At 62.3% G+C, this 21,717-nt stretch carries 17 protein-coding genes; 12 read left to right on the plus strand and 5 right to left on the minus strand.

Annotated features, from left to right (window positions below; all coding sequences use genetic code 11):
- The first annotated feature begins 171 nt into the window (after nt 1–171).
- The 6 genes from QNH97_RS23310 to QNH97_RS23335 all read left to right on the plus strand — a co-directional run bounded on the left by QNH97_RS23310 (nt 172) and on the right by QNH97_RS23335 (nt 6,759).
- Entirely contained in the window at nt 172–1,737 is a 1,566-nt protein-coding gene (locus QNH97_RS23310) for an MBOAT family O-acyltransferase (protein WP_283554099.1), read from the plus strand.
- Nucleotides 1,738–1,748: 11 nt separating this feature from the next.
- Nucleotides 1,749–2,924, plus strand: a complete 1,176-nt coding sequence (locus QNH97_RS23315) for an alginate O-acetyltransferase (protein ID WP_283554100.1) — start codon at nt 1,749–1,751, stop codon at nt 2,922–2,924.
- Between the two features lie 14 nt (nt 2,925–2,938).
- On the plus strand, nt 2,939–3,604 hold the full coding sequence (locus tag QNH97_RS23320; protein WP_283554101.1) for an alginate O-acetyltransferase AlgF: 666 nt from the start codon (nt 2,939–2,941) through the stop codon (nt 3,602–3,604).
- A 216-nt stretch (nt 3,605–3,820) separates the two neighbouring features.
- Nucleotides 3,821–5,272, plus strand: a complete 1,452-nt coding sequence (locus tag QNH97_RS23325; RefSeq protein WP_283554102.1) for a mannose-1-phosphate guanylyltransferase/mannose-6-phosphate isomerase — start codon at nt 3,821–3,823, stop codon at nt 5,270–5,272.
- A gap of 163 nt (nt 5,273–5,435) precedes the next feature.
- Nucleotides 5,436–5,900 carry a multidrug transporter gene (locus QNH97_RS23330; RefSeq protein WP_283554103.1) on the plus strand — a complete coding sequence of 155 codons (465 nt, stop codon included), beginning with the start codon at nt 5,436–5,438 and terminating at the stop codon, nt 5,898–5,900.
- A 34-nt stretch (nt 5,901–5,934) separates the two neighbouring features.
- Nucleotides 5,935–6,759, plus strand: coding sequence for an SDR family oxidoreductase (locus QNH97_RS23335; RefSeq protein ID WP_283554104.1), 825 nt, complete (start codon nt 5,935–5,937; stop codon nt 6,757–6,759).
- A gap of 205 nt (nt 6,760–6,964) precedes the next feature.
- On the opposite strand, the gene QNH97_RS23340 is transcribed toward QNH97_RS23335, so the two are convergent.
- Genes QNH97_RS23340 through QNH97_RS23355 form a run of 4 tightly spaced genes read right to left on the minus strand, consistent with a single transcriptional unit; the run spans nt 6,965 to nt 11,811 of the window.
- On the minus strand, nt 6,965–7,828 hold the full coding sequence (locus QNH97_RS23340) for an efflux RND transporter periplasmic adaptor subunit (protein WP_283554105.1): 864 nt from the start codon (nt 7,826–7,828) through the stop codon (nt 6,965–6,967).
- A gap of 11 nt (nt 7,829–7,839) precedes the next feature.
- A complete protein-coding gene (locus QNH97_RS23345; protein ID WP_003205331.1) occupies nt 7,840–8,040 on the minus strand; it encodes a DUF1656 domain-containing protein in 201 nt (66 codons plus the stop codon).
- Nucleotides 8,030–10,234, minus strand: a complete 2,205-nt coding sequence (locus QNH97_RS23350; protein ID WP_283554106.1) for an FUSC family protein — start codon at nt 10,232–10,234, stop codon at nt 8,030–8,032. The genes QNH97_RS23345 and QNH97_RS23350 overlap by 11 nt, the downstream gene beginning before the upstream one ends.
- The gene (locus QNH97_RS23355) at nt 10,231–11,811 is read right to left on the minus strand and encodes an efflux transporter outer membrane subunit (protein WP_283554107.1); all 1,581 of its coding nucleotides are present in this window, start codon (nt 11,809–11,811) and stop codon (nt 10,231–10,233) included. Before QNH97_RS23355 ends, QNH97_RS23350 begins: the two co-directional genes overlap by 4 nt.
- A gap of 319 nt (nt 11,812–12,130) precedes the next feature.
- On the opposite strand from QNH97_RS23355, the gene QNH97_RS23360 reads away from it, so the two are divergent.
- Nucleotides 12,131–13,099, plus strand: coding sequence for a LysR family transcriptional regulator (locus QNH97_RS23360; protein ID WP_283554108.1), 969 nt, complete (start codon nt 12,131–12,133; stop codon nt 13,097–13,099).
- Between the two features lie 28 nt (nt 13,100–13,127).
- Here QNH97_RS23360 and QNH97_RS23365 read toward each other — a convergent pair whose 3' ends face one another.
- Entirely contained in the window at nt 13,128–13,385 is a 258-nt protein-coding gene (locus tag QNH97_RS23365) for a hypothetical protein (protein WP_283554109.1), read from the minus strand.
- Nucleotides 13,386–13,622: 237 nt separating this feature from the next.
- Between QNH97_RS23365 and QNH97_RS23370 the strand changes: the two genes are divergently transcribed.
- The 5 genes from QNH97_RS23370 (at nt 13,623) to QNH97_RS23390 (ending at nt 21,694) form a co-directional block, all read left to right on the plus strand.
- A complete protein-coding gene (locus QNH97_RS23370) occupies nt 13,623–14,780 on the plus strand; it encodes an efflux RND transporter periplasmic adaptor subunit (protein ID WP_283554110.1) in 1,158 nt (385 codons plus the stop codon).
- Nucleotides 14,777–17,890: a multidrug efflux RND transporter permease subunit gene (locus QNH97_RS23375; RefSeq protein ID WP_283554111.1), complete on the plus strand. Its 3,114-nt coding sequence runs from the start codon at nt 14,777–14,779 to the stop codon at nt 17,888–17,890. The genes QNH97_RS23370 and QNH97_RS23375 overlap by 4 nt, the downstream gene beginning before the upstream one ends.
- A 9-nt stretch (nt 17,891–17,899) precedes the next feature.
- Nucleotides 17,900–18,583 (plus strand): heavy metal response regulator transcription factor, encoded by a 684-nt coding sequence (locus QNH97_RS23380; protein ID WP_283554112.1) that lies wholly within the window; start codon nt 17,900–17,902, stop codon nt 18,581–18,583.
- A complete protein-coding gene (locus QNH97_RS23385; RefSeq protein ID WP_283554113.1) occupies nt 18,570–19,937 on the plus strand; it encodes a heavy metal sensor histidine kinase in 1,368 nt (455 codons plus the stop codon). The genes QNH97_RS23380 and QNH97_RS23385 overlap by 14 nt, the downstream gene beginning before the upstream one ends.
- Nucleotides 19,938–20,197: 260 nt before the next feature.
- Nucleotides 20,198–21,694 carry a GGDEF domain-containing protein gene (locus tag QNH97_RS23390; protein ID WP_283554114.1) on the plus strand — a complete coding sequence of 499 codons (1,497 nt, stop codon included), beginning with the start codon at nt 20,198–20,200 and terminating at the stop codon, nt 21,692–21,694.
- The last annotated feature ends 23 nt before the right edge of the window (nt 21,695–21,717 follow it).

The following is a 21,717-nucleotide window of genomic DNA, read 5'->3' on the forward strand; positions in this document are numbered from 1 at the left end:
GATAGCGGTCTGACATTCGCCATGGATGTCGACTGAAACACCGTCATCGCGAGCAAGCTCGCTCCCACAGGGAATGTGGTCTGTTTCGAATGTATCAACCCCTCCGTTTTTCATGGGGGGGTTTGGGGGGGCTCTGGCCCTTGACTGTTGATTCAACATGGAGAGATCGGGATGGTATTTTCATCCAACGTGTTCCTGTTTCTGTTCTTGCCGATCTTTCTCGGCTTGTACTACTTGAGCGGGCAACGCTATCGCAACTTGCTGTTGCTGCTGGCCAGCTATGTGTTCTATGCCTGGTGGCGAGTGGATTTCCTGGCGCTGTTCGCCGGCGTGACCCTGTGGAACTACTGGATCGGCCTGAAAGTCGGCGCCGCCGGCGTGCGCACCAAACCGGCCCAGCGCTGGTTGTTGCTTGGCGTGGGCGTTGACCTGTGCATCCTGGGTTACTTCAAGTACGCCAACTTCGGCGTGGACAGCCTCAACGCGATCATCACCGGCTTCGGTCTGAATCCGTTCATCCTGACCCACGTGCTGTTGCCGATCGGGATCTCGTTCTACATCTTCGAGTCCATCAGCTACATCATCGACGTCTATCGCGGTGACACCCCGGCGACCCACAACCTGATCGACTTCGCAGCGTTCGTGGCAATCTTTCCGCACTTGATCGCCGGCCCCGTGTTGCGTTTCCGCGACCTGGCCGATCAGTTCAACAACCGCACCCACACGCTGGACAAGTTCTCTGAAGGCTGCACGCGATTCATGCAGGGTTTCATCAAGAAAGTGTTCATCGCCGACACCCTCGCGGTGGTGGCCGACCACTGCTTTGCCTTGCAGAACCCGACCACGGGCGATGCCTGGCTCGGCGCCCTGGCCTACACCGCACAGCTGTACTTCGACTTCTCCGGCTACAGCGACATGGCCATCGGCCTGGGCCTGATGATGGGTTTCCGTTTCATGGAAAACTTCAAGCAGCCCTACATCAGCCAGTCGATCACCGAGTTCTGGCGGCGCTGGCACATCAGCCTGTCCACCTGGCTGCGCGATTACCTCTACATCACCCTGGGCGGTAACCGCAAAGGCACGCTGATGACCTATCGCAACCTGTTCCTGACCATGCTGCTCGGTGGTCTGTGGCACGGCGCGAACATCACCTACGTGATCTGGGGCGCCTGGCACGGTATCTGGCTGGCCATCGAAAAGGCGGTGGGCATCAACACCTCGCCACGCAGCATCAATCCGATCCGCTGGGCGCTGACCTTCCTGCTGGTGGTCATGGGCTGGGTGATTTTCCGCTCCGAAAACCTGCACGTGGCCGGTCGCATGTACGGCGCCATGTTCAGCTTCGGCGACTGGTCGCTGTCGGAACTGACCCGCGCCAACCTGACCGGCCTGCAAATCGCCACGCTGGCGGTGGCCTACATCACTCTCGCCTTCTTCGGCCTGCGGGACCTCTACACCAACCGTCCGCCGGTCAAGACCAAGCCTGAAGTGAACACCGAGGCCGATGGCCCGGCCACCGCACAACCGGGCCTGATCAAAGCCGTCCCAGGCGACAACCCGTCGACTATTCATGAACCGGGCTACACCGTGGGTGTCGAAGCCCAGGTGCAACCGGCCTACTGGACCGCGGACTGGTCACGCTACGCGATGCGCGCCCTGGTACTGCTGCTGTTCATCGCCTCGATTCTCAAACTCTCGGCGCAAAGCTTCTCGCCGTTCCTTTACTTCCAGTTCTGAGGGATCTGAACATGACCCGCTCATTACGCATCTTCTACATCGCACTGTTCCTGCTGACCTTGACGGTCCTGGGCCTGTGGTCGGTGCGCAGCTTCTTCGGCTTCAGCACCAATCCCGATGCGACCGTGCTCAACGGTCGCTGGACCAAAGCCGTCGAGACGCACTACGACGAAGAGTTCCCGATCAAGCGCCTGGGCACCAACATCTGGGCCGCACTGGACTACAAGCTGTTCAATGAAGGCCGCAAAGGCGTGGTGCTGGGCCGCGACCAATGGCTGTACAGCGACGAAGAGTTCAACCCGATCGTCAACGAAGAGCTGAACCTGCAAGGCAACTACGCGCTGGTCGAAGGCGTGCGCCAGAAGCTCAAGGAACAAGGCATTACCCTGGTCATGGCGATCGTGCCAGCCAAGGCGCGCCTGTATCCAGAGCATCTGGGCGAAGTGAAGCCGTCCAGCATTCACACCAACCTGTACCAGGATTTCCACGCTCGCGTGGCGGCCGACAAGATCCTCGCCCCCGACCTGCTTGGCCCGCTGCAACAGGCCAAGCAGAGCGGCCAGCAAGTGTTCCTGCGCACCGACACCCACTGGACCCCGGAAGGCGCGCAAGTGGCCGCCGAGAACCTGGCCAAGGCCATTGCCGAGAAGACACCGCTCAACGGCGAACCGCAGCGCTTCGTCACGGAGACAGCGGAAAAAATCACCCACAAGGGCGACCTGCGGCAGTTCCTGCCCCTGGACCCACTGTTCGAAAACCTGATGCCCGCCCAGGAGCCCCTGGTCAAACGCAACACCCGCGAAGCCGACGATCAGCCGGCCAGCGACGACGCGCTGTTTGCCGACGCACAGGTGCCCGTGGCCCTGATCGGTACCAGCTACAGCGCCAACCCCAACTGGAACTTCGTCGGTGCACTCAAGCAAGCCCTGCACAGCGACGTCGTGAACTACGCCGAAGACGGCCATGGCCCGATTCTGCCGATGCTCAGCTACCTCAAGAGCGACGCCTTCAAGAACAGCCCGCCACAGGTGCTGATCTGGGAGTTTCCTGAACGTTATCTGCCTGTGAACAACGAAATCGGCGACGCCGACCCGCAGTGGGTCGCAGAGCTCAAGCAAGCCGGCGCCCGTCAACAGAACGTCGCCGCCAACACTCAATCCGAGACGCCCGACCGGGCGCAAAACTGAAAGAGAGGTCCACCATGACTTTCAACACTACTCCTCGCCGTCTCGCAGCTCGCTCCCTCAAAGCCGTTGCCCTCGTCGCCAGCATGAGCGCCCTTTCCCTGTCTGCCTTTGCAGGTGATTCGGCCCTGTACGGCCCAGTCGCGCCAAAGGGCTCGAGCTTCGTACGGATCTACAACGCCAGCAACGCCGAAGTCAGCGCTACCGTCGGCAGCACCAACCTCAGCGAAGTGGCCCCCTTGGCCAGCAGTGACTTCAGCTTCATGCCCGGCGGCGACTACAGCGCCAAGGTCGGCAGCCAGACCGTTCCGGTTAAACTGGCCCCCGATCACTATTACACCCTGGTCAACAACGCCAGCGGCCAGCCTCAACTGATCGAAGAGCCGCCGTTCAAGAACAAGCAGAAATCCCTGGTTCGCGTGCAGAACCTCACCGACAAGGCACTGACCCTCAAGACCGCCGATGGCAAGACCGAAGTGGTGCCGAACGTGGCCGCCAAAGGCCGTGGCGAACGTGAAATCAACCCGGTGAAAGTGACCCTGGCGCTGTTCGAGGGCGACAAGAAAGTCGGCGACCTCAAGCCCGTGGCCCTGGAGCGCGGCGAAGCCGCCGTGCTGTACGTCACCGGTTCAGGCAGCAGCCTGTCGCCAGTGTGGGTGAAGCGCCCGACGTCGACCCGCTGATGAATTTTCCTGACTGACGCTGTGCCCTGTGGGAGCGAGCTTGCTCGCGATAGCTATCTGACATTCAACATGGATGTCGATTGATACACCGCCATCGCGAGCAAGCTCGCTCCCACACTGGACACAGGCGTCATTCAGGCACGGAACAACAACAAGAGAGTGAAACGACAGAACGCAGTAGCTCTAAAACCATTTCGATTTGTAGGAGTAACAAACATGATTCCGGTGATCTTGTCAGGTGGTAGCGGCTCACGTCTTTGGCCGCTTTCGCGCAAGCAATTCCCTAAACAGTTCCTGGCTCTGACCGGCGAACACACCCTGTTCCAGCAGACCATCGAGCGCCTGGTGTTCGAAGGCATGGACACGCCGATCGTGGTCTGCAACAAAGACCACCGTTTCATCGTCAACGAACAGTTGAGCAACCGCAAACTGGAAGCCCAGCGCATCCTGATGGAACCGTTCGGGCGCAACACCGCACCGGCCGTGGCGCTGACCGCGATGATGCTGGTCAATGAAGGTCGCGACGAGCTGATGCTGGTGCTGCCGGCCGACCACGTGATCGAAGACCAGAAAGCCCTGCAACGCGCCCTGGCCCTGGCCACCGTGGCCGCCGAGCGTGGCGAAATGGTGCTGTTCGGTGTGCCGGCCACCAAGCCGGAAACCGGCTATGGCTACATCAAGTCGACCAACGATGCGCTGCTGCCTGAAGGCGTGAGCCGTGTCTCGCACTTCGTCGAAAAACCCGACGTCAAGCGCGCCACCGAGTTCGTTAACGCCGGCGGTTATTTCTGGAACAGCGGCATGTTCCTGTTCCGCGCCAGCCGTTTCCTCGAAGAGCTGAAAAAGCACGATCCGGACATCTACGACACTTGCCTGCTGACCCTGGAGCGCAGTGAACAGACGGCTGACACCATCACCCTCGATGAAGCCACCTTCGCCTGCTGCCCGGACAACTCCATCGACTACGCGGTGATGGAAAAGACCCAGCGCGCCTGCGTGGTACCGCTGTCGGCGGGCTGGAGCGATGTCGGTTGCTGGGCGTCGCTGTGGGAAGTCAACGAAAAAGACACCCACGGCAACGTCACCAAAGGCGACGTGGTGCTCCAGGACAGCCGCAACTGCATGATCCATGGCAACGGCAAACTGGTGTCGGTGATCGGCCTGGACAACATCGTGGTGGTCGAAACCAAGGACGCCATGATGATCGCCCACAAGGACAAGGTCCAAGGCGTCAAGCAGATGGTCAACACTCTCAATGCACAGGGCCGTACCGAAACCCAGAACCATTGCGAGGTCTATCGTCCGTGGGGTTCCTATGACTCGGTGGACATGGGCGGCCGCTTCCAGGTCAAGCACATCTCGGTCAAGCCGGGCGCGTGCCTGTCCCTGCAGATGCACCACCACCGCGCCGAACACTGGATCGTGGTCAGCGGCACCGCTGAAGTGACCTGCGATGAAAACGTGTTCCTGCTCTGCGAAAACCAGTCGACCTATATCCCGATCGCATCGGTTCACCGTCTGCGCAACCCGGGCAAGATCCCGCTGGAAATCATCGAAGTGCAGTCCGGCAGCTACCTGGGCGAAGATGACATCGAACGCTTCGAAGACATCTACGGTCGCTCCACCCCGATCGAACGCGGCGTGTCGGTGAAAACCATCGCGCAGTAAAGATCAGTCGAACAAGAAGCCCCCGTCCAGCCCACTGCGTCCCCTATCCGCAGTGGGTTGGGTGGGGGCTTTTTTCATGAAGCTTTTGCCAGGGGGCTATCATCGCTTCAACACGGGCCGTTCCCTTCGGTAGGATGTGCCTACGGTCTCGGAGGCTTCAACCATGCTCATCGGCGTCTTGCTGGTCATCACCTGGCTCATCCTGTTGTTGCGCTACCCGGCCAAGGCCTTGCCGGTGTCCCTGGCCGCGTTCGTCGGGCTGGGACTGGTGGCCGCCTGGGTGCTCTGGCAGGAAAACCGCGACACCCGGCAATTGGCGCGCCTGGAGCTGCGCATCGCCTACGCCCCCGAACACTGCCCCGCCGACCGACCACTGTCGCTGACCCTGAACAACGGCAACGACGTACCGCTGACCGAACTGCATTGGCGCATCGCCGCCTATGCGCCGGGCGATACCATCAACCTGGCCGACACCCCCTACACCGCGCCCCGCTACCGTGGCCCGGGTGAACTGCAAGCCGGCGCCAGCTGGCAGGACTGTCTGCCCCTGCCCACCCTGCGTCCCGGCTATCGCCCGCAAACCCTGGAGTTTCGCGCCGAGCGATTGCAAGGTAGTTTCTCCAACTGATCGCCCTTCCCTTCTTTTGCACAAGGACCGCGCCATGCCCGTTGCGTTGATTACCGGATGTTCCAGCGGCATTGGCCGCGCCCTCGCCGACGCCTTCAAGGTGGCCGGGTATGAGGTCTGGGCCAGCGCACGCAAAGCCGAGGACGTGGCGGTACTCAGCGCTGCCGGGTTCATCGCCGTGCAACTGGACGTGAACGACGGCCAGGCCCTGGATCAGTTGAGTGAGCGGATCAACCAGCAGCACGGTGGCCTCGATGTGCTGATCAACAATGCCGGTTACGGCGCCATGGGGCCGCTGCTGGACGGCGGTGTACCGGCCATGCAGCGTCAATTCGAAACCAACGTGTTCGCGGTCGTCGGGGTGACCCGTGCACTGTTCCCGGTGCTGCGTCGGGCCAAGGGCCTGGTGGTGAACATCGGCAGCGTTTCCGGGGTATTGGTCACACCGTTCGCCGGCGCCTATTGCGCCTCGAAGGCGGCGGTGCATGCCCTGAGCGATGCGCTGCGCATGGAACTGGCGCCGTTCGGTATCCGCGTGATGGAAGTCCAGCCTGGCGCCATTGCTTCAAGTTTCGCCAAGAATGCCGGCCATGAAGCCGAACAGTTGATCAACGAGCAATCGCCCTGGTGGCCCCTGCGCGAGGGCATCCGTGCCCGGGCCAAGGCGTCCCAGGACAAACCGACCCCGGCCAGCGAGTTCGCCGCCGGGCTGCTCAAGGCCGCGCAACAACCCAAACCACCCCGCCTGCTGCGCCTGGGCAATGGCAGCCGGGCGTTGCCGTTGATGGCCGGGTTGCTGCCCAAGGGGTTGCTGGAGAAGGGGTTGAGGAAGCGGTTTGGGTTGGGTGGGCTGCTGTAACTATCAAGGGCTGGCGAGCTGTGCTGTTGTGGCGAGGGAGCTTGCTCCCGCTGGGTGGCGAAGCCGCCCCAAACCAGGCATTGCGGTGCGGCAGATCAAGGGTGGCGTCCAGGATGCGACTGCTGCGCAGCCGAACGGGAGCAAGCTCCCTCGCCACAGGAATGGGGGGGTGACAAGCCTCTTTGTCACCCCTGCCACCGTCACCTCAGCGCTGGGTTTGTGGTTCAAGCACCACCGTACAGGTCATCCCCGCCGCCAACAGCACGCCATCGGGCACTTCATCGAGATGAATCCGCACCGGCACCCGCTGGGCCAGGCGTACCCAGTTGAAGGTCGGGTTGACGTCGGCGATCAGTTCGCGGCTTGCCGGGTTGTCGCGGTCGTAGATGCCCCGGGAGACGCTTTCCACATGGCCCTTGAGCACTTCACCGCTCATCAACTGCAACTGCGCCGCATCGCCTATCCGCACCTTGGGCAATTTGGTCTCTTCGAAATAGCCGTAGACCCAGAACGAATGCATGTCCACCACGGCCATCTTCGCCTCGCCGATGCGCGCATAGTCGCCGCGATGGACGTTGAGGTTGGTGACGTAGCCGTCCACCGCCGCGCGGACTTCGGTGCGCGCCAGGTTCAGCTCGGCCGCCTCCAGTTGCGCCTGGGCGTGCTGGTAATCGGCCAGGGCCGAGTCGGCGATGTTACTGGCGTCGTCGCGGTTTTCCCGGGAGATCACCAGGCTGTCCAGGTCGGCGCGGCGATGGGCGTTGACCTTGCGCATTTCCCAGGTGGCCTTGCGCGACGCCACCAGGGCGCGCGCCTGCTTGACCGCAATGCGGTAGTGCTCCGGGTCGATGCGCATCAGCAGGTCGCCCTTGTTCACCCGTTGGTTGTCACGCACCGGCACTTCCACCACCTCGCCACTGACATCGGCGGCGACGTTGATGATGTCGGCCCGCACCCGGCCATCGCGGGTCCAGGGGGTATTCATGTAATGCACCCACAGCGTACGGCCGATCCACAGCGCCAAGGCCAGCACCAACAACGTCGCCAGCAGGCTGAAAAACTTTTTCATTCGCATCGATCTCAACGGTAGACCGTCAGCGCCAGCGCGCCGAACAGGCAGGTAAACAGACTCAGGCGCAGCAGCGCCGGGTGCCAGAAAAAGCGGTACAGGTCCAACCCCGACAGGAAACGGTCCAGCGCCCAGGCCAAGCCAGCGGCGATGAAAAACATCAGGGTCATGGTGGGCATGTACACGCCATGGAAGGCGATCTCACGGGGCATGTTCAGGTTCCAGGGACAACGGTGTGGCATGCGGCATGGCATAGCCGGCCAAGGGCGATTGCGGGTCGAGCAGCGATGTACGAATGAAATGCAGATAGCTTTTCACCCGGCGCAGGGCCGAGGTGTCGAAATGCGGCGCGAAGGGTTCGTCGCTGGCCTGTACGCGACTGATGGCGTGGTCCACCGCCACCAAGGCACGTTCCAGATTGTTCTGCCCCGGCTGGCGGAACAGGCGCACCAGCGCCCGCCCCATCACGCGGATCGCCTGGCGCCACGGCTGGCTTTCGGCATAGGCAGGATGCACCGGCAAGATCGCCTGTTCCTTGCGCAACTCGATGATCGCGTGCCCGACTTCCAGCACCACGAACATCCAACGCAGCAGATCCCGTTGCACCCGGGGCTGCCCCGCCGCCAGCCCGTAGGCTTGGTGCAGCAAGTCGCGGGTACCACTTTCAAAGCGCGATGCCAGGCCCTTGAGCTTGTCGCTGATGGCAAACACCACTTGTTCGCGCAAATCCTGTTCAAGCCGGCGCCACAACCAGCGGCTATTGGGCGGCAGGATGATCGCCCCGGCGGCGGCGCACACCAGCATGCCGAGGATCATCGCGAGGTAATCGTTGATGAAGGCGTAGGGGTTGTAGACCGTCAGGTTGTCCGGCACCGAGCCGGTGCTGAAAAAGATCAGCAGCCCCAGCCCGACCCCGGCGTATTGCGGCCGGGAGCTGAGGAATGATCCGAGCATGATCACCGGTGCCAACATCACGCAAAGCAGGGGGAAGCCGTCGATCAGAGGGAAGATGAAAAACATCTCGATGAAGCCGATCACCGCGCCGAACAGCGTGCCGCAGGCCATCTGGAATGCCATGCGCTTGGGGTTCGGCGTCGCGGCTGACAAGCCCACCGTGGCCGCGGCGATCATGGTCATGGTCGAACCGCTCGGCCAGGCCGTGGCGACCCAATAGCTGCCCAGTACCAACAGGATGAAGGCGGCACGAAAACCTGAAGCGGCCGCCGCCAACCCGTTGGTTTTTGGCACGAACGGTTCATCCCAGCGTTCGCGTTCGTGCCGATGGTCGGCCAGGGATGCGTGAGTCAAGGCGTAGCCGTGTAAATCGTCGACAAAGCGATAAAGCAATTCGTAGGCCGTGTGGAAGTCCAGTTGCGCCCTATCACTGGGCGCCGTTTCCTGGAACAACGCCCGCAGTCGCCGGACCTGGGCCGGCAACTCAGCCTTGTAATCGGCCAGCACCGCCGCCAGACGCGCCGCATCGGCGTCGGTCAGGGCCCGTGCACTGAAACCGTCGAGCAATTCAGCCAACGTTTGCAAACCGGGTTTGATGGCGCACACCACGTGATCGTCCGCACTGCTGCGCAAGCGCTCCAGCAACTGATGCAAGGCATTGAAACGGGTGGTGATGCCCATGAACTCGCTGTTCAAGCGACTCAGCCGGCCGTTGCGCCGACGCATGTGCGGGTCTTCGAACACGGTCACGCTGCGCAGGCTTTCCAGGCCCACTGCTTCGGCAATGAAGCCCACATTGCGCGCCTCGAACGCCTCTCGTTGGCTGCGCTCGCGCAAGCCATCGGTGACGAACAGGGCAAACACCCCAAAGCGCTGGTACAAGGCGTTGCGCATCGCGGCGCTGGCGGTTTGCGGCAGGATCGCGGCGCTGACCAGAGTGGCGCAGACAATCCCCAAGGAAATTTCCAGCACCCGCCAGACCGCCGCCATGAATGCCCCTTCCGGATGGGCCAGGGCCGGCAGACCGATCATCGCCGCGGTGTAGCCCGCCAGTACGAAGCCATAAGCCCGGAAGTTACGATAACGCGCCGCACCGGCCGAACAGAGGCCGACCCAGATCGCCAGGCAGCCGAGAAACAGTTCGGTGCTCTGGGCAAACAAGGCGATCAGCGCCACCATCACCGTCGAGCCGGCCAAGGTGCCGAGAAAACGATAGAAGCTCTTGGCGAACACTTGGCCGCTCTGGGGCTGCATGACGATGAACACAGTGATCATGGCCGTGCGCGGCTGCGGCAGCTCCAGGCGCATCGCCAGCCATAGCGTCAAGAACGCGGCAAACAGGACCTTGAAGATGTAGACCCAGGTCACTCCGTCGCTGCGGGCCCAGTCGAAGAGGCCACGGCGCCATTCGAGGCGGTACAGCCAGCGTACGGGGGCGAGTAAAGACGTCATTGGACGCTGCTTACGCATCGTGGCGAGGGAGCTTGCTCCCGCTTGGGTGCGCAGCATCCACTTGAGGGGACTGCTGCGCAGTCCAGCGGGAGCAAGCTCCCTCGCCACGGGGCATGGCTCAAGTCAGGGGCGTCACTACCGGCGTCGAGCCCACCTCCCAGCGCCGTCACCAGATCGGCATGGGCACTCAGGCGCGCCGCCTCCACCTGCTGTTGCACCTGTTGCTGCTTGAACAACAGGCTTTGAGCGTTGAGCACGTTGAGGTAGTCGGTCAGCCCGCGCTGGAACGCCACCAGGGCAATGTCGTAGGTGCGCTGCGCAGCGGCTACCGATTCAGCGGCGAAGACTTGTTGCTTGTCCATCGACTCACGGCGGATCAACTGGTCGGAAATGCTCTTGAGAGCATTCACCAGTGTCTGGTTGTAGTGAGCCACGGCGATGTCATAGCCGGCCGCAGCCTCGCCCAACTGTGCACGCAGGCGTCCGCCGTCGAAGATCGGCAACGTGATGGCCGGGCCGACGCTGTAGGTGAGTTTCTTGCCGGTCAGGAACTCCAGCGGCCCGCCGCCGGTGGCCATGTAGCCGAGGCTGCCCACCAGGTCGACGTTGGGATAAAAACCGGCCCGAGCGACATCGATACCCCGTGCCTGTGCGGCCACTTGCCAACGCCCGGCAACCACATCCGGACGCTGGCCAAGCAGTTCGGCGGGCAATGCCGACGGCAGCTTCAAAGGCGCACCGAGGACCAGGGTCGGGCGTTGCAGAGCTGCGCCCGCTCCTGGCCCCTTGCCCGCCAGCGCCGCCAGTTGATTACGGCTCAAGGCAATGGCTTCATCGAGGGCGTCGAGTTGGCGATGGGTCTCGGGCAGCGGCGCCTGGGCTTGGCTGACTTCGAAATGGGTGCCGATGCCGCCGGCCAGGCGCTTTTGCGCCAGCTCGAGAATCTGCTCTTGTTGATGGAGCGTTGCGGCAACGATATCGCGCTGGGCGTGGTGCAACGAAAACTGGATGTAGGTGCGCACGATGTTGTTCTGCAATTCCAGTTGCGCTTGCCGAGCCTCAGCCACGCTGACGTGAGCCAAGTCGACTGCCCGTTCGCTGGCGTTGCGCTCACGGCCCCAAAGGTCTAGGGCATAGCTCAAGCCTAGACCTGCGTTGTTGTCCCAGGTGGTGGTGTCAGCCAGTTCGCCAGGACCGTAGAACTGATCGGAGGGCCAGTTGTGGCGCTTGAGGGTCGCTTCACCGTTGATCTGCAGCGACTCCCTAGCCTCGGCGACACCGGCCATCGCCTTGGCCTGCCGCACGCGGGCGACGGCCATGGCCAGGCTCGGGCTGCCTTGCATGGCCAAGTCGATCCAACGATCCAGTTGCCGATCACCATAGGCGTTCCACCATTGGCGGGTGGGCCAGTGGGCGTCGCGGGCAGCCTCGCGGATCGCTGCATCGGTGGCCAGTTGATTGGCCGACAACGCCTCGCCGTGCGGTGCAATGCCCCCCGTGCCGATGCAACCGCTGATGGTTAACGTTAAAAGCCAAACACTGAGAGTCTTCAGCTCTCTGCTGATGCAACGCGGCACTGGCGCAAAATTCCTGAGAGGGGGGCATGACGACGAGGATGGCTGCTTGTTAATGCAAAACTTGTGGGAGCGAGCTTGCTCGCGATGGCGTCCGAACATTCACCGAAAATGTTGAATGTGATGGCCTCATCGCGAGCAAGCTCGCTCCCACAGGTAAGGCCCGCTCCTGCTTTGGCAGCAATTCTAGGCATCGCCCTCCCCGGCGATAAGCCGACCTTTCTGTGAATCTTTGTTACCGTTAACGCGATAATCCATTAGTCGGGGTCCCGCAACTCTGTAACTTCATGTCACAATTTGCCACCTCCAAAGAGAGCCCTTCATGGACACTTTGCAAAACATGCGCGCGTTCAGCTGCGTCGCCGAAGCGGGCAGCTTCACCGCCGCTGCCCAGCAGCTCGATACCACGACAGCCAACGTCTCGCGCGCGGTTTCCAATCTGGAAGCCCATCTGCAAACCCGCCTGCTCAACCGCACCACCCGCCGCATTGCCCTGACCGAGGCTGGTAAACGCTACTTGCTGCGCTGCGAGCAGATCCTGGCGTATGTCGAGGAAGCCGAAGCCGAGGCCAGCGATGCCCATGCACGCCCTGCCGGGCAATTGAAGGTGCATACCATGACCGGTATCGGCCAGCATTTCGTGATCGACGCCATCGCCCGTTATCGCAAGACCCATCCAGACGTGACGTTCGACCTGACCCTGGCCAACCGCGTACCAGACATCCTCGACGAGGGTTACGACGTTTCCATCGTGCTCGCCAGCGAGTTGCCGGATTCGGGTTTCGTTTCCCAGCGCCTGGGCATCACCTACAGCATCGTCTGCGCTTCGCCTGCCTACGTGAAAGCCAGCGGCTGCCCGCAAACACCCAGCGACCTGCTCAACCACGCCTGCCTGCGCCTGGTCAGCCCGGTCATTCCGCTGGAAAAATGGGTGTTCGACGGCCCGGAAGGCCAGGAAATGGTCACCATCAACAGCTCACCGTTTTTGGTGAACTCCGCCGATGCCATGAAAACCGCGATCACCAGCGGCATGGGCGTGGGCGTATTGCCGGTGTACGCCGCCATCGAAGGCCTGCGCAACGGCACGCTGGTGCGGGTCATGCCCAACTACCGCTCCCAGGAACTGAACCTCTACGCCATCTACCCTTCGCGCCAATACCTGGATGCGAAAATCAAGACCTGGGTCGAGTACCTGCGCGGTTCGCTGCCGGAGATCCTGGCGGCGCACCAGTCCGAGCTGACGGCTTATGAGTTGAGTGGAAGCCTGGCGGGTGCACGGGCAGCGAACTGAAGTCGCCGCCGTGGGCCACGGATGATGTTCAGCGCTTGCCCATCGAACGCCGCGTGCCTGGAGGCGCGGCACCCGGGGTCTTGGTATGGCCGTTCTTCGCGCCGTTCTTGTACCAAGGCTGCTGGCCGGCCTCTTTGGCCGCGGCCAGTTCACCGGGTTTGAACGGGAATTTGAAGGTCGGGATCGCCGCTTTGACGTTCTCGGCGCTGGAGACATCGCTGTCGGGCAGGTCGGCCTGTTCGCCGTTCGGACGTTCGTCCACGGGCGAGGGTGTTGGGGAAGTCATGTAAAGCTCCGGGTAATGCGGACAAGTCGGGCCCGGAGAGCGAGCCGCGAAAGGCGGCAGTATACCTGCCCGATACCGGCGCGCGTTGAGCAGATTCGATCAGCGCCGCCACTCGTCCGACAGTCATTCGGGACAAAACTGACAAGCCTGTCAGTTAGGCGTCACCTTCCTGACCGCCTCGCAACGCTATATAAGAACGATAGAAATCCCTTCGTCCTGAACCGGCCTCTCACATCCATGCACATCCAGAAAAAAACCGTCCTGCTCGTCGCGCTCCTGGTCGCCCTGGCGGCCCTCGTCCTCTGGTATGTCATGAAGCCTGCCACCGCCAAATCCGCTGCGCCCGCCGCTGTTCCGGTACGGGTTGTCAGCGTCGTGCAAAAGGATGTGCCGCGCTTTGCCAGTGGCATCGGTACCGTCCTGTCGCTGCACAGCGTGGTGATCCGCCCGCAGATCGACGGCATCCTCACCAGGCTGCTGGTCAAGGAAGGGCAACTGGTCAAGAAGGGTGACCTGCTGGCGACCATCGACGACCGTTCCATCCGCGCCAGCCTCGACCAGGCCCGGGCCCAGCTCGGCGAGAGCCAGGCGCAACTGGCGGTGGCCCAGGTCAATCTCAAGCGCTACAAATTACTCAGTGTCGACGACGGCGTATCGAAGCAGACCTACGACCAGCAACAGGCGCTGGTCAATCAGCTCAAGGCCACCGCCCAGGGCAATCAGGCGGCCATCGATTCGGCGCAGGTGCAGTTGTCCTACACCCAGATCCGCTCCCCGGTGAGCGGTCGCGTTGGCATTCGCAACGTGGACAAAGGCAATTTCCTGCGCACCAGCGACACCGAAGGCCTGTTCACCGTGACCCAGATCGACCCGATCGCGGTGGAGTTCTCCCTGCCCCAGCAAATGCTGCCCACCCTGCAACGGTTGATCGCCGCGCCCGAGCAAGCCTTGGTCAAGGCTTACATCGGTACCGATGGCACCACCGGGGATATGCTCGGTGAGGGTCGGTTGAGCCTCATCGATAACCAGATCAACGCCAACACTGGAACCCTGCGGGCCAAGGCTGAATTCCCCAACGCCGCGCAACGGCTGTGGCCAGGACAGCTGGTGACCCTGAAGATCCAGACCGCGCTCGATAAAGATGCCCTGGTGGTTCCACCCACCGTGGTCCAACGGGGCCTGGAGCAACACTTCGTCTATCGGGTCAAGGGCGACAAAGTCGAGAGTGTGCCGGTGGTGATGGTTTACCAGGACAGCGACATGCACATCATCAAAGGTGTGAACGCCGGTGATCAACTGGTGAGTGACGGCCAGTCACGGCTCAAGCCGGGCACCAGCATCCAGGTACTCAGTGATCCGCCGGCCCTGGCCAAGTCTTCGGAGCCGCAGCCATGAAGGGCCGCGGTTCGGTGTCAGCGTGGTGCATCGACCATCCCATCGCCACGGTGCTGCTGACGTTTGCCTTGGTACTGCTGGGATTCATCGCCTTTCCCAAACTGCCGGTCGCGCCATTGCCGGAGGCGGAATTCCCGACCATCCAGGTCAACGCCCAATTGCCCGGCGCCAGCCCCGAAACCATGGCTTCGTCGGTGGCGACCCCGCTGGAGGTGCAATTCAGCGCCATCCCCGGCGTCACCCAGATGACCTCCACCAGCGCCTTGGGCTCCACCAACCTGATCCTGCAGTTCAGCCTCGACAAAAGCATCGACACCGCGGCCCAGGAAGTACAGGCAGCCATCAACACCGCCGCCGGCAAACTGCCCAACGACATGCCAAACCTGCCCACCTGGCGAAAGGTCAACCCGGCCGATAGCCCGGTGCTGATCCTCAGCATCAGCTCCAGCCTGATGCCTGGCACCGAACTGAGCGACTACGTCGAAACCCTGCTGGCGCGTCAGATCAGCCAGATCGACGGCGTAGGACAAATCTATATCACCGGCCAGCAGCGTCCGGCGATCCGTGTCCAGGCCTCGGCTGACCGACTCGCCGCCATCGGCCTGACCCTGGCCGACATTCGCGTGGCCCTCCAGCAAGCCAGCCTCAACCTGGCCAAGGGCGCCCTGTACGGCGAATCGAGTGTTTCCACCCTGTCCACCAACGACCAGTTGTTCCAGCCGGAGGAGTACGGTGAGTTGATCGTGTCCTACAAGGATGGCGCACCGGTTTACCTCAAGGACATCGCCAAGGTCGTCAACGGTTCGGAAAACGCCTACGTCCAGGCCTGGTCCGACAACGAGCCGGGGGTCAACCTGGTGATCTTCCGGCAACCGGGGGCGAACATCGTCGAGACCGTCGACCGCATCCAGGCCGCCTTGCCGACACTGCAAGCCATGTTGCCCGCCGCCGTGCAGGTCAAGGTGCTGATCGACCGTACCCAGACCATCCGTGCCTCGCTGCATGAGGTGGAAATCACCTTGCTGATCGCCGTGCTGCTGGTGGTGGCGGTGATGGCCCTGTTCCTGCGCCAGTTGTCGGCGACCCTGATTGTCTCGGCGGTGCTGGGCGTGTCGCTGACCGCCAGTTTCGCCCTGATGTACGTGATGGGCTTCAGCCTGAACAACCTGACCCTGGTGGCGATCGTCATCTCGGTGGGGTTCGTGGTGGACGACGCGATTGTGGTGGTGGAGAACATCCACCGGCACCTGGAGGCCGGCGACGGCATGCGTGAGGCGGCGATCAAGGGCGCCGGCGAAATCGGGTTTACGGTGATGTCCATCAGCTTCTCGCTGATCGCCGCGTTCATTCCCTTGCTGTTCATGGGCGGCGTGGTCGGACGTCTGTTCAAGGAGTTTGCCCTGACCGCCACCTCGACCATCCTGATTTCGGTGGTGGTGTCCCTGACCCTGGCGCCGACATTGGCCGCGCTGTTCATGCGCGCCCCGGTGCATCATGCGCACACCAAGGCGGGGTTCGGCGAGCGTCTGCTGGGCTGGTATGAGCGGGGCCTGCTTCGGGCGCTGGCTCATCAGAAGCTGATGATCGGCGTGTTCGGCCTGACCCTGGCGCTGGCCGTGGTGGGCTACGTGTTCATCCCCAAGGGGTTCTTCCCGGTGCAGGACACCGGCCTGGTGCTGGGCACCAGCGAAGCCGCCGCCGATGTGTCATTCCCGGACATGGTGGCCAAGCACAAGGCCCTTGCCGAAATCGTTGCCGCCGACCCGGCAGTGCAGACCTTTTCCCATTCCGTCGGCGTCTCGGGCAACAACCAGACCATCGCCAACGGCCGCTTCTGGATCGCCCTCAAGCCTCGGGGCGAGCGTGACGTGTCGGCCAGCGAGTTCATCGACCGGATCCGCCCAAAACTGCTGAAAATCCCCGGCGTGGTGCTCTACCTCAGGGCCGGGCAGGACATCAACCTCAGCTCCGGCCCCAGCCGCGCCCAGTATCAATACGTGCTCAAGAGCAACGACGGGCCGACGCTCAACACCTGGACGCAAAAACTCACCGACAAGTTGCGGGGCAACCCGGCGTTCCGCGATATCTCCAACGACCTGCAACTGGGCGGCAGCATCACCCACATCAACATCGACCGCAGCGCGGCTGCGCGCTTCGGCCTCACCGCCAGCGATGTCGACCAGGCCCTGTACGACGCCTTCGGCCAACGGCAGATCAATGAATTCCAGACCGAGACCAACCAATACAACGTGATCCTGGAACTCGACACCGCGCAACGGGGCAAGGCCGAAAGCCTGGCGTATTTCTACCTGCGCTCGCCCTTGAGTGGGGAGATGGTGCCGCTCTCGGCCCTGGCCCGCTTCGACGCACCGAGCAGCGGCCCGCTGTCCATTGCCCACGACGGTATGTTCCCGGCCGCCAACCTGTCGTTCAACCTGGCGCCTGGCGTGGCCTTGGGAGACGCGGTGCGCATGCTCGACCAGGCCAAGAACGAGATCGGCATGCCGACTGCCATCGCCGGTAATTTCCAGGGCGCCGCCCAGGCGTTCCAGAGTTCCCTGGCCAGCCAGCCATGGCTGATCCTTGCGGCGTTGGTGGCGGTGTACATCATTCTCGGCGTGCTCTACGAGAGCTTCGTGCATCCATTGACGATCATCTCCACCTTGCCCTCAGCCGGCCTCGGCGCGCTGATCATGCTCTGGCTGTTGGGCAAGGATTTTTCAATCATGGCGCTGATCGGGCTGGTACTGCTGATCGGGATCGTCAAGAAAAACGGCATCCTGATGATCGACTTCGCCCTCGACGCCCAGCGCAATAGCGGGCTGTCGCCCCAGGAAGCGATTTTCCAGGCGTGCCTGACAAGGTTCCGCCCCATCATCATGACAACACTGGCCGCCCTGCTCGGTGCCCTGCCGCTGATGCTTGGCTACGGCCCCGGCGCGGAATTGCGCCAGCCCTTGGGCATCGCGGTGGTGGGCGGCCTGTTGGTGAGCCAGGCGCTGACGCTGTTCACCACGCCGATCATATACTTGTGGCTTGAGCGACTGTTTCATCGGCCCGTCCATTCGCCAGAATCTGCGCCGACGACGGCACAGACGTCCACAAACTGAGGCGGGGCCATGCGCGTTCTGATCATCGAAGACGAAGAAAAAACCGCGGACTACCTGCATCGCGGCCTGACCGAACAGGGCTACGCCGTGGACGTCGCGCCGGACGGCATCGAGGGGTTGCACCTGGCCCTGGAAACCGACTACGCCGTGATCGTGCTCGATGTGATGCTGCCAGGGCTGGACGGTTTCGGCGTGCTACGGGCCCTGCGTGCCCGCAAGCAGACACCGGTGATCATGCTCACGGCCCGTGAGCGGGTCGAAGACCGCATCAAGGGCCTGCGCGACGGCGCCGACGACTACCTGGGCAAGCCCTTCTCCTTTCTGGAACTGGTGGCCCGCCTGCAAGCCCTTACCCGCCGCAGTGGCGGCCATGAACCGGTGCAAGTGAGCATCGCCGACCTGTGGATCGACCTGATCAGCCGCAAGGCCACTCGCGCGGGTCAACGCCTGGACCTGACGGCCAAGGAGTTTTCCCTGCTCAGCGTCCTGGCCCGTCGCCAAGGCGAAATCCTCTCGAAAACCGCCATCGCCGAAATGGTCTGGGACATCAACTTCGACAGCGATGCCAACGTGGTGGAAGTGGCGATCAAACGCCTGCGGGCCAAGCTCGATGGGCCGTTCGAGCAAAAGCTGCTGCACACCATCCGCGGGATGGGCTATGTGCTGGAGAGTCGAAGCAATGACCTTCCCTAACAGCATCGCCTTGCGCCTGAGCGGCCTGTTCACGCTGGTGGCGGCGCTGGTGTTCCTGTTGATCGGCGGGGCGTTGTATCAGCAGGTCGGCAAAGGCCTTGGCCTGTTGCCCGAAGCCGAGCTCGACGCCCGCTACAGTGTCCTCGAGTCGACTGTCGGCCGTTATGGCACGCCTGAGCACTGGGTGAAAATCAACAACAAACTGCGTTTGCTGGGCGAGGAGGACAAGCGCATCCACTTCTGGATCGTCAGCGGCGATCCGCGCTTTGAATATGGCGATCCCGATCCGCAGATCCGTGCCTTTGCCGAAGGGCCGCTGGGCAAACGTGACCTGACGCTGCCAGAGCGGCACTACCCCATGAAAGTACTGGTAAGCCAGTTCCCCGCCAAGGACCAACGCCCGCCACTGCGCTTCATGATCGGGATCGACACCGAGACGTTCTACCAGACCCAGCATCATCTGCTGGTGGCGCTGGTGAGCCTGGCGATTGTCGGTGTGCTGCTGGCTTCTTTGCTGGGTTATTGGGTGGCGCGCATCGGCCTCAAGCCATTGATCAAACTGTCCGATGAGGCCCGGCGCCTGACCCCGCCCCGCCTGTCCGGGCGCTTGCGGCTGTCACCGCTGCCGCCGGAGCTCAGTCAGTTCGTCAGCTCCTTCAATGCCACCCTCGACCGGGTCGAACAGGCGTACTCACGGCTGGAGTCGTTCAACGCCGACGTTGCCCATGAGCTGCGCTCGCCCCTGACCAACCTGATCGGCCAGACCCAGGTGGCACTGACCCGCGGGCGTTCGGCCGAGCATTACTTCGAAGTGTTGCAGTCAAACCTCGAGGAGCTGGAGCGGCTGCGTTCTATCATCAACGACATGCTGTTCCTGGCCAGCGCAGACCAGGGCAGCAAAGCCACCAAACTGACCAGCACCTCCCTGGCCGGTGAAGTGGCAACCACCCTCGACTACCTGGACTTCATCCTCGAAGACGCCCAGGTTCAGGTCCGGGTCAGCGGCGACGCCCAAGCCAACATCGAGATCGCCCATCTGCGCAGGGCATTGATCAACCTGCTGAGCAACGCCGTACAGCACACCGCACCGGGACAAGTGATCGACGTGCGCATCGAAGCTCTCGGCGACCAGATCACGCTCGGCGTCACCAACCCCGGCGAGCCGATCGCCGATGAACACCTGCCGCGCCTGTTTGAACGCTTCTATCGGGTCGATGCTTCTCGCGCCAACAGTGGCGCCAACCACGGATTGGGGCTGGCGATTGTCAAAGCGATTGCACTGATGCACGGCGGGGATGTGTTCGTGACTAGTGACCGGGGCATCAACACCTTCGGGATCCGCTTGCCAGCCTGACGCCCGAAGGCCGTGACGGTACTCAAACGATCTTTTTCCAGACAGTTGAATGCTGGGCGAAAGCCGACTGGCTCAAAATCAACAAATCGTCCGAACGTGGCCCGAACTTTTGCCGACAACTGCACGTTATTGCGCGAACACCGATTGCCCGCTCTCCCTGATCCAAGCACAATCTGCAAAAGGCCAGCATCTGGCTCATTGCCAGTTATGCAATCCTTTGGGACGGAACCCAGCCACATGACAATGCAGACATCGGAACCATGAGCGCGAGCAGTGCGACACCTGGTAACAACCCGCTTTCGATACGTTCGGAACGGGCACTCGTGCTGGCCAGCTCACTGGTGGTCATTGCTATCCTGAGCATCGTGACCTTCCTGTTGATCAGCGAACACACCAGCGCCCGGCAGGCCGCTACACGTGCGGCAAGCAATATCGTGCAACTGATCGACGCCGACGTACTGCGCAATGTGGAGCTCTACGATCTGTCGCTGCAAGGCTTGGTTGCCGCCGCCAAACGCGACGACCTGAAGGACGTTTCGCCTTCAATTCGCCACCTCGCCCTCTTCGACCGCGCCACCGCCGCCCCCTATAAAGGCGACATCCTGCTGCTCGACAAGCGCGGCGATGTGGTCGCCGATTCCGCCTCGATTGAGCCACGAAAGGGCAACTACGCCGACCGGGAATATTTCCAGTCCCATGTCCAGGACCCGAGCCCGGGCATGAAGATCAGTCGCCCGTTCCGCTCCAGAAGCGCCGCGCAGGACTGGCGCATCAGTTTCAGCTACCGAGTGAGCGACGAGCGGGGCGAGTTCATGGGCGTGGCCGAGGCCGCGATGCGTTTGAACTATTTCAACCAATTGTTCAAGAGCCTGAACATCGGTCATGGCGGCACCGTCAACCTGGTCAGCCGAGACGGCATTCTATTGGCGCAAGAGCCGCCCTTGGCCGAAGACCTGACGGGCAAGGACTTCAGTAATCGGCCGAACTTCGTACGCATCCTGCGCGAAGGCAACGGCAGCTTCACCAGCGTGTCCGGTCAGGATCAGAAGCCGCGTCTGTACACCTTTTCCCAGGTGGGCGACTTGCCGTTGATCGTCGTGGTCGCGCTCTCGTCCCAGGAAGTCTTTGCTTCATGGCAACGTACGGCGCTACTGGTCAGCGGGGCTACCGGCGCGCTGTGCATCGGCTTGCTCTGGCTCACCTGGCTGCTGCGCCGCGAACTGAAGCGCCGCCACGCCGCTGAGCGGGAACTGGCCCGAAGAGCGTCCGTGGACTCGTTGACAGGCCTGGCCAACCGCCGGACCTTGGACGAAACGCTGCAACAGGAATGGCTACGGGCCCAACGCTCAGGCCAGCCTCTGTCGGTCATGATGATTGATGCCGACCACTTCAAGGCGTTCAATGATCGTCATGGCCACCAAGGCGGTGACGAGGCATTGCGAACCCTGGCGCAGTTGATCGGCAAGCACGTCCGCCGACCAGCCGACCTGGCAGCGCGCTACGGCGGTGAGGAGTTCTCGGTGGTACTGCCGGAAACCACCACCGCCGGAGCCTTTACCATGGCCCAGAACATTCGCGAAGCGGTGGAGCAATTGCCACCCGCTCTCGACGATGATGATCCCATGACGGTCAGCATCGGCATCGCCACTTGGGCACAAGGGCCGTATGACGAACTCGAACAACTCCTGTTCGCCGCCGACAAGGCGCTGTACCAGGCCAAGGCCACCGGGCGCAATCGTGTGGTCTGTGCGATGTGACACCGGAGCACCCAAGGCTATGG

The sequence above is a fragment of the Pseudomonas sp. G2-4 genome (genome assembly GCF_030064125.1).
GTDB lineage: Bacteria > Pseudomonadota > Gammaproteobacteria > Pseudomonadales > Pseudomonadaceae > Aquipseudomonas.

Bases quoted from the DNA above. Each gene is read 5' to 3' on its own strand.
- QNH97_RS23360 (WP_283554108.1), top strand. From the start codon at position 12,131: ATGGACACTTTGCAAAACATGCGCGCGTTCAGCTGCGTCGCCGAAGCG.
- QNH97_RS23335 (WP_283554104.1), top strand. From the start codon at position 5,935: ATGCCCGTTGCGTTGATTACCGGATGTTCCAGCGGCATTGGCCGCGCC.
- QNH97_RS23350 (WP_283554106.1), bottom strand. From the start codon at position 10,234: ATGACGTCTTTACTCGCCCCCGTACGCTGGCTGTACCGCCTCGAATGG.
- QNH97_RS23390 (WP_283554114.1), top strand. From the start codon at position 20,198: ATGAGCGCGAGCAGTGCGACACCTGGTAACAACCCGCTTTCGATACGT.
- QNH97_RS23370 (WP_283554110.1), top strand. From the start codon at position 13,623: ATGCACATCCAGAAAAAAACCGTCCTGCTCGTCGCGCTCCTGGTCGCC.
- QNH97_RS23375 (WP_283554111.1), top strand. From the start codon at position 14,777: ATGAAGGGCCGCGGTTCGGTGTCAGCGTGGTGCATCGACCATCCCATC.
- QNH97_RS23325 (WP_283554102.1), top strand. From the start codon at position 3,821: ATGATTCCGGTGATCTTGTCAGGTGGTAGCGGCTCACGTCTTTGGCCG.
- QNH97_RS23380 (WP_283554112.1), top strand. From the start codon at position 17,900: ATGCGCGTTCTGATCATCGAAGACGAAGAAAAAACCGCGGACTACCTG.
- QNH97_RS23385 (WP_283554113.1), top strand. From the start codon at position 18,570: ATGACCTTCCCTAACAGCATCGCCTTGCGCCTGAGCGGCCTGTTCACG.
- QNH97_RS23310 (WP_283554099.1), top strand. From the start codon at position 172: ATGGTATTTTCATCCAACGTGTTCCTGTTTCTGTTCTTGCCGATCTTT.
- QNH97_RS23345 (WP_003205331.1), bottom strand. From the start codon at position 8,040: ATGCCCCGTGAGATCGCCTTCCATGGCGTGTACATGCCCACCATGACC.
- QNH97_RS23320 (WP_283554101.1), top strand. From the start codon at position 2,939: ATGACTTTCAACACTACTCCTCGCCGTCTCGCAGCTCGCTCCCTCAAA.
- QNH97_RS23365 (WP_283554109.1), bottom strand. From the start codon at position 13,385: ATGACTTCCCCAACACCCTCGCCCGTGGACGAACGTCCGAACGGCGAA.
- QNH97_RS23340 (WP_283554105.1), bottom strand. From the start codon at position 7,828: ATGAAAAAGTTTTTCAGCCTGCTGGCGACGTTGTTGGTGCTGGCCTTG.
- QNH97_RS23315 (WP_283554100.1), top strand. From the start codon at position 1,749: ATGACCCGCTCATTACGCATCTTCTACATCGCACTGTTCCTGCTGACC.
- QNH97_RS23330 (WP_283554103.1), top strand. From the start codon at position 5,436: ATGCTCATCGGCGTCTTGCTGGTCATCACCTGGCTCATCCTGTTGTTG.